We start from the raw sequence: 5,052 nt of genomic DNA, 5'->3' as shown, positions 1-5,052 counted from the left end.
CCGTTGCCGACGGTCACGCGCGGCGGCTGGAACGTGTCTGCGGGCCCCGCCGCCGGCGCGGTGCCACCGGCGCCGACGCTCGGCGCGACGATCGCGCTGACGGCCGGCGCGTCGACAGCCGTGCCGGTGCCGCCGGCCGGGTTGTCGCCCGGCGCCGGTCCCGTCGCAGGCGGCAAACCGTCGCTGACCGGCCCGCCGACGTTGGCGCTTACCGCCCCACCGGCGTTCGCACTGGCCCGCGCGTTCGGCATCGGCAGCGGGGCTTCGTCGCGGCCGGAACCGACCCGCGACTTGGGTCCGTCGTTGTCACGGTTGGATCGCCCGTTTCCGTTGCCGTCGTTGCTTTGACGTCGCTGGCCGACGTCGGACCGGTGACCGCGGTTGTCATGGTTGCCCTTCGAACCGTGGCGGCCGTGCCCGCCGTCGCGGTCGGAGCTGGACCCGCGATCCGAGCCACCACCGCGCGACCCGCCCGGATCCGCCGTGGCCGTCGCCAACCCGGCACCGCCGATCGACAGACACACCGATACGACACCAACACCTGCCGCGAGGCGTTGGCGAAAGTGGGCCACAATTCCTCTCCTGCCAGTGGCAAAGACGGCTCGACGCCGAAGTGCAGAGAATTGTCGCACGCGAAGGCACCAAACATGGGCAGTCCCGCCGAACGCACGCAGATTGTCGGCGCGTGTCCGTTATTCGACTTCGACGTAAGCCCGCAACCGGTCGATCGCTCGATCCCAACGTCGCGACAAACTCGTCAAATAGTCGCTGGCGTCGGCCAGCGACTCCGGCCGCACCTGCCAGATGCGTTCCCTGCCGCGGCGCTGACTGCTGACGAGGCCGACAGTCTCCAGCAGCACAAGGTGTTTGGCCGCCGCCTGCCGGGTGACCGGCACCGCCCGCGTCACCTCGGTCGTCGAACAGGGTCCGCCGTCGCACAGCCGGGTGATGATCCGCAGCCGGTTCGGGTCGCCCAACGCGTCGAACACCGGCGCCCGGTCGAGAAGAGCCGAGGTGCTCACACTGTCTCGCGCATCGCGACGTACTTGCGCACAAGCTCGACCTGCGCGGCCCATCCCGTGCTGTTGTCCTCGAACGCCGCCCTGCGACGATCCGCGGGTATGGCGTCGAACCCGGACTCGACGATGCGCAACAGCACGCCGTCGGCGGTCTCCTGCAGGGTGAACTCGACAAGGGTGGTCGGGCCGTCCTCGCCGTCGTCGACGGCGTACGGGCGCCATCGGTAGGCCAAGCGGTGCGGTGGCTCCACCGCGACGATCCACCAGGTATCGGCTGTACCCGCATACGGCTCTTGGCTTTTGGCGACGTCCTCGTCGACCGCCGTCGGGGTCATCACCCCGGTCAGCGCGGCGCCCTCGACGAACGGTCCGTCGAAGCGGACCCCGAACCACTGGCCGAACTCGTCGGCGTCGCTGATCGCCCGCCAGACCCGCTCCAGCGGGGCCTTCAGCACGACTTGCTTTTCGATTCGATCCGAACCCATGTGCAACCTCCTGGTTGCGTGTCACCCTACGACCGCGACGGCGTAATGCGCAACCCCCGGATTGCGGGTCTTTGCTGCGACGCCGAGTTCTGCCGCAGGGTCGTGATGCGATGCCCGAGCGCTGCCCTACCGCAGAAATCGGCGGTCACCGGAGGCGATCCCGAACCTCAGATGGCGTCGGCGTCCTCACCGAGCACGTCGGCGACCTTCTGGGTCAACTCGACGGCGGCGCGTGCCCACTCCGGGGTGGCCCCGGCCAGCCCACACGCCGGGGTGATGCCGATTCGTTCGCGCAACACCGATCGGGGAAACCCGAGCCTGTCGGTGATCGCGGCCGCCGCCTTGGCGACCTCCGCGACGTTCGGTTCCGCGCCCGGCGCTGTGACGGGAACGACGCCGAGCAGCACCGTGCGACCGGATTCGACGAACTCGCCGATACCGTCGAGGTCGGCCGCGGCGAGCGTGGTCACATCCACCGATACCGCCGCTATCGCGCTGCGCTGCAAGAGGTTCCACGGCAGCCCGGATGCGCAGCTGTGCAACATGACGTCGGAGCCGACGGTGCCGACGTGGTCATCGAGAAGCCCGATCGCGACCGCCTCGTCGACCGGGTGCACGGGTGTCAGGCTGGTCACCCCGGTGAGGCGCCCGGCCAGTGCATCGGCCAACAGCGGTTCGTCGAGCTGCGTGACCACGGCGGTGTCCAGCCGCCTGGCCAGCTGCGCGCGGTGTGCCGCCATCCCTTCGGCCAGCGACACCGCCAGATCCCGCAGCGCACCATGATCGGTGATCGCGCGGTGGCCGTTCGGCAGCTCGAGCTGGGCCGCCAGCGTGATCGGCCCCGGCGACTGCACCTTGACCGTGCGTGCGCTGCCGCGCAGACCCGCGGTTTCCCACGCTTCCTCGAAAGCGTCGAGGTCCTCGTCGAGCAGGCTCACCGACCGCCGGGCCACCGCGGTGCGGCCGGAGGCGACCCGATAGCCGCGCGGCACGGTGTCGATGCCGATGTCGACCAGCAGCGCGCCGGCGCGACCGATCATGTCGGCGCCCACGCCGCGGGCGGGCAACTCGGCCAGATGCGGCAGGGTGTGCAGTTCGCCGACGATCACCTCGGCGGCCTGGCGCGGCGACGTTCCGGGCCAGGACCCGATACCGGTCGCTGCTGCGAAAGCGCTCACTCGTTTGACAGTATGCGATCGGGCTAACCTCTTTCCCGAAGGCTGGAAGGAAGGCCATGCGGGTATCGCCGGGAACTGTGCTCCTGTGGTGGGCGGCGACGTTCTTGGTCGCGGGGTGCGCCCAGACGGTGACCGGCAGTGCGGTACGGGCGGTACCGGGCATCGACGACGAGTCGTTGTCCCCGCTGGACGTCGACACGATCATGCTCGACCAGGCGCAGATGCGCGCCATCACCGGAGCCGGTGAGGATCTCACGATCATTCCGACCATGGACGGCAAGATCCCAGTCGACATCGACCATTTCGCGGAAACGACACCGTCGCAGTGCCAATGGATCTTCGCCGAGACCCAGACGTTCGGCCCTGACGTCGAAGAGTTCCACAAGACGACGTTTCAGCACCCGCCCGGCGGCGGCCTGATCTCGCAAGGCGCCGCCGCCTACCGCGATCCCGACACCGCGCGCCGGGCCTTCGACGATCTCGTCGCGCGCGCCGACGGTTGCCGCACAACGCCGTTGGGCCCGATGCTGGTCGGCGACGCGACCGTCACGCCGGACTCGCTGCAGACCCGCACCGACAACGGGTGCGGACGCGACTACAGCGTCAAGAACGTCGTCCTGGTCGAGGTGACCGCGTGCAGGTTTCCCAGCTCGGTGCCGTCCATCGTGATGTCCAACATCTTGGCCAAGGTGCCGAACTAGGCGTCGTGCGTGGCGAATTGGTGTCGCAGGTCGCGGACGTAGTCGTCGTATGCGCTGGCGACGTCGTCCAGGCCCAGCTGCCCGGGTAACTCGTCGAATCGTTGGCGTTTGCCCAGATAGTCGAGGGTGGCGGCGACGACGCGCAGCTCGTCGGCCTGCTCGCCGGCGATGTCCTGCACGACTTCCGGGGCGGCGTGCACCCGAATCGTCACCACCTCGTCGTCGAGAGCCGCCCGAACCAGATAGTCGTGGTCACCCAGCGGATCTATGTCTTGCACATCGTCGGTCATCGCCGCTCCTCATCTCTCGTCGCCTTCTGTGGTCGTCCTGAGGCGCGCAACGCAGAGATCCGGTTCGACGAAGGGGTCCAGGCGATCCACGGCCAACGGCGCCTGCATAGCGGTCAGCGCGCCCTGCATCAGCCCGAGATGCAGCGCGCAGACGACGGGCTGGTGCCGGTCCACGACCTCGATGAAGGGGCAGTGCCGGAGCCGGATGTCATGTACCGGGCGCGTCGTCGGCGGCTCGGGTCCGAAGCCCACCTCGGCGAGCACGTCGACGAAATCGTCGAGGGCCTGCTCCCTCGACGGCGCCCGGCGCTTCGTCAGTTTCGGACCCCACGATCGCCCCAGTTCGGTGCCGGCGCGCACGGGGTCCCGTGCATGTGTCGCAACGTAATCCGTCATCACGGCCGCCAACAGGGAATAGTTGGTCGGCCCGGCCCGATCCATCCTACGGCTGGCACGGTACCGGGTGGGCGGGCGTCCCCGACCCGATACCCGATCCGTCATCTCTTCGACGAGCTTGGCCTTCACCAGCCCATCGAGGTGAAAGCGAACGGTGTTGGGGTGCACGCCGATCTCGTCTGCCAGGCTGGAGATGCTGCGCGCCTCGGCGGAGTTGCGCAACGCCTCCAGAATGCGATCGCGTCGTCCCCGGCGCATCACTCGCCCTGCGGCGGAAGGGCAGCCACCATTTCCGTGTCGGCGTCGATGGGCCCGAGCTTCGCGGCCCCGCCGGGTGAACCGAGCGGCTGATCGCGCCCAGGCAGCGTGTCGGTGAAGAACTTCGCGTTCTCCTCGGTGTAGACCTGCAACTCGTCGGGCAGGTCGTCTTCGTAGTAGATCGCCTCGACCGGGCACACCGGCTCGCAGGCCCCGCAGTCGACACATTCATCGGGGTGGATGTAGAGCATGCGGGCGCCCTCGTAGATGCAGTCGACGGGGCACTCCTCCACGCAGGCACGGTCTTTGACGTCCACACAGGGCTGACCGATTACGTACGTCATGACCCGTACATTACTACAACATCAACTTGTAAAAACGGTCCTGGGGGCTGGTGCCGTGGACCAATTTAGAGGACTATAGTCATCTAAATAAAACCCTGGCGAAGGGACGGTAATGGGCCACGTGTTCGGGAAATCTTGTGCTGCAAGGGGCAATGAGTCATGAGCGTCATCACCGCGTGGACCCCCACCAGACCGGCCCCTCCACGACAGGGCCCGAAGGGTTCGCTGGTCTACAAGCTGTTGACGACGACCGATCCCAAGGTCCTCGGGATCATGTACATCGCGACGTCGATCGCCTTCTTCGTGGCCGGCGGGTTGATGGCGCTGCTGATGCGTACCGAGCTGGCGATGCCGGGGCTGCAGTTCCTGTCCAACGAGCAG

The 5,052-nt window shown here is 67.9% G+C and carries 7 protein-coding genes and 2 pseudogenes; 2 read left to right on the top strand and 7 right to left on the bottom strand.

The window, feature by feature from the left end; all coding sequences use genetic code 11:
- The 4 genes and pseudogenes from MELE44368_RS22765 to MELE44368_RS22750 form a co-directional block, all read right to left on the bottom strand.
- Positions 1-572: pseudogene (locus MELE44368_RS22765) on the bottom strand (hypothetical protein); the annotation flags it as partial.
- Positions 573-692: 120 nt separating this feature from the next.
- A complete protein-coding gene (locus MELE44368_RS22760; protein ID WP_241566736.1) occupies positions 693-1,022 on the bottom strand; it encodes an ArsR/SmtB family transcription factor in 330 nt (109 codons plus the stop codon).
- Positions 1,019-1,504: an SRPBCC family protein gene (locus tag MELE44368_RS22755; RefSeq protein WP_128110564.1), complete on the bottom strand. Its 486-nt coding sequence runs from the start codon at positions 1,502-1,504 to the stop codon at positions 1,019-1,021. The genes MELE44368_RS22760 and MELE44368_RS22755 overlap by 4 nt, the downstream gene beginning before the upstream one ends.
- Positions 1,505-1,671: 167 nt before the next feature.
- On the bottom strand, positions 1,672-2,682 hold the full coding sequence (locus MELE44368_RS22750; protein WP_128110563.1) for a uroporphyrinogen decarboxylase/cobalamine-independent methonine synthase family protein: 1,011 nt from the start codon (positions 2,680-2,682) through the stop codon (positions 1,672-1,674).
- Between the two features lie 56 nt (positions 2,683-2,738).
- Between MELE44368_RS22750 and MELE44368_RS22745 the strand changes: the two genes are divergently transcribed.
- Complete coding sequence (locus MELE44368_RS22745; RefSeq protein WP_128110562.1) at positions 2,739-3,383, top strand: sensor domain-containing protein; 645 nt, start codon at positions 2,739-2,741, stop codon at positions 3,381-3,383.
- On the opposite strand, the gene MELE44368_RS22740 is transcribed toward MELE44368_RS22745, so the two are convergent.
- The 3 genes from MELE44368_RS22740 to fdxA are packed head-to-tail and all read right to left on the bottom strand — an operon-like array spanning position 3,380 to position 4,671.
- Positions 3,380-3,673 carry a hypothetical protein gene (locus MELE44368_RS22740; RefSeq protein WP_046750579.1) on the bottom strand — a complete coding sequence of 98 codons (294 nt, stop codon included), beginning with the start codon at positions 3,671-3,673 and terminating at the stop codon, positions 3,380-3,382. The two genes, MELE44368_RS22745 and MELE44368_RS22740, sit on opposite strands and share 4 nt — an antisense overlap.
- Positions 3,674-3,682: 9 nt before the next feature.
- The gene (locus MELE44368_RS22735) at positions 3,683-4,327 is read right to left on the bottom strand and encodes a helix-turn-helix transcriptional regulator (RefSeq protein WP_128110561.1); all 645 of its coding nucleotides are present in this window, start codon (positions 4,325-4,327) and stop codon (positions 3,683-3,685) included.
- On the bottom strand, positions 4,327-4,671 hold the full coding sequence (fdxA, locus tag MELE44368_RS22730) for a ferredoxin (RefSeq protein ID WP_128110560.1): 345 nt from the start codon (positions 4,669-4,671) through the stop codon (positions 4,327-4,329). The genes MELE44368_RS22735 and fdxA overlap by 1 nt, the downstream gene beginning before the upstream one ends.
- Positions 4,672-4,830: 159 nt before the next feature.
- Here fdxA and MELE44368_RS22725 point away from each other — a divergent pair.
- Positions 4,831-5,052: pseudogene (locus tag MELE44368_RS22725) on the top strand (cytochrome ubiquinol oxidase subunit I); the annotation flags it as partial.

The sequence above is a fragment of the Mycolicibacterium elephantis DSM 44368 genome, from assembly GCF_004014805.1.
Classification (GTDB): Bacteria; Actinomycetota; Actinomycetes; order Mycobacteriales; family Mycobacteriaceae; genus Mycobacterium; species Mycobacterium elephantis.
The sequence above is the reverse complement of the archived record's forward strand: the minus strand, read 5'-3'. Positions and strand labels throughout refer to the sequence as shown.

Bases quoted from the DNA above. Each gene is read 5' to 3' on its own strand.
- MELE44368_RS22755 (WP_128110564.1), bottom strand. From the start codon at position 1,504: ATGGGTTCGGATCGAATCGAAAAGCAAGTCGTGCTGAAGGCCCCGCTG.
- MELE44368_RS22745 (WP_128110562.1), top strand. From the start codon at position 2,739: ATGCGGGTATCGCCGGGAACTGTGCTCCTGTGGTGGGCGGCGACGTTC.
- MELE44368_RS22740 (WP_046750579.1), bottom strand. From the start codon at position 3,673: ATGACCGACGATGTGCAAGACATAGATCCGCTGGGTGACCACGACTAT.
- MELE44368_RS22735 (WP_128110561.1), bottom strand. From the start codon at position 4,327: ATGCGCCGGGGACGACGCGATCGCATTCTGGAGGCGTTGCGCAACTCC.
- fdxA (WP_128110560.1), bottom strand. From the start codon at position 4,671: ATGACGTACGTAATCGGTCAGCCCTGTGTGGACGTCAAAGACCGTGCC.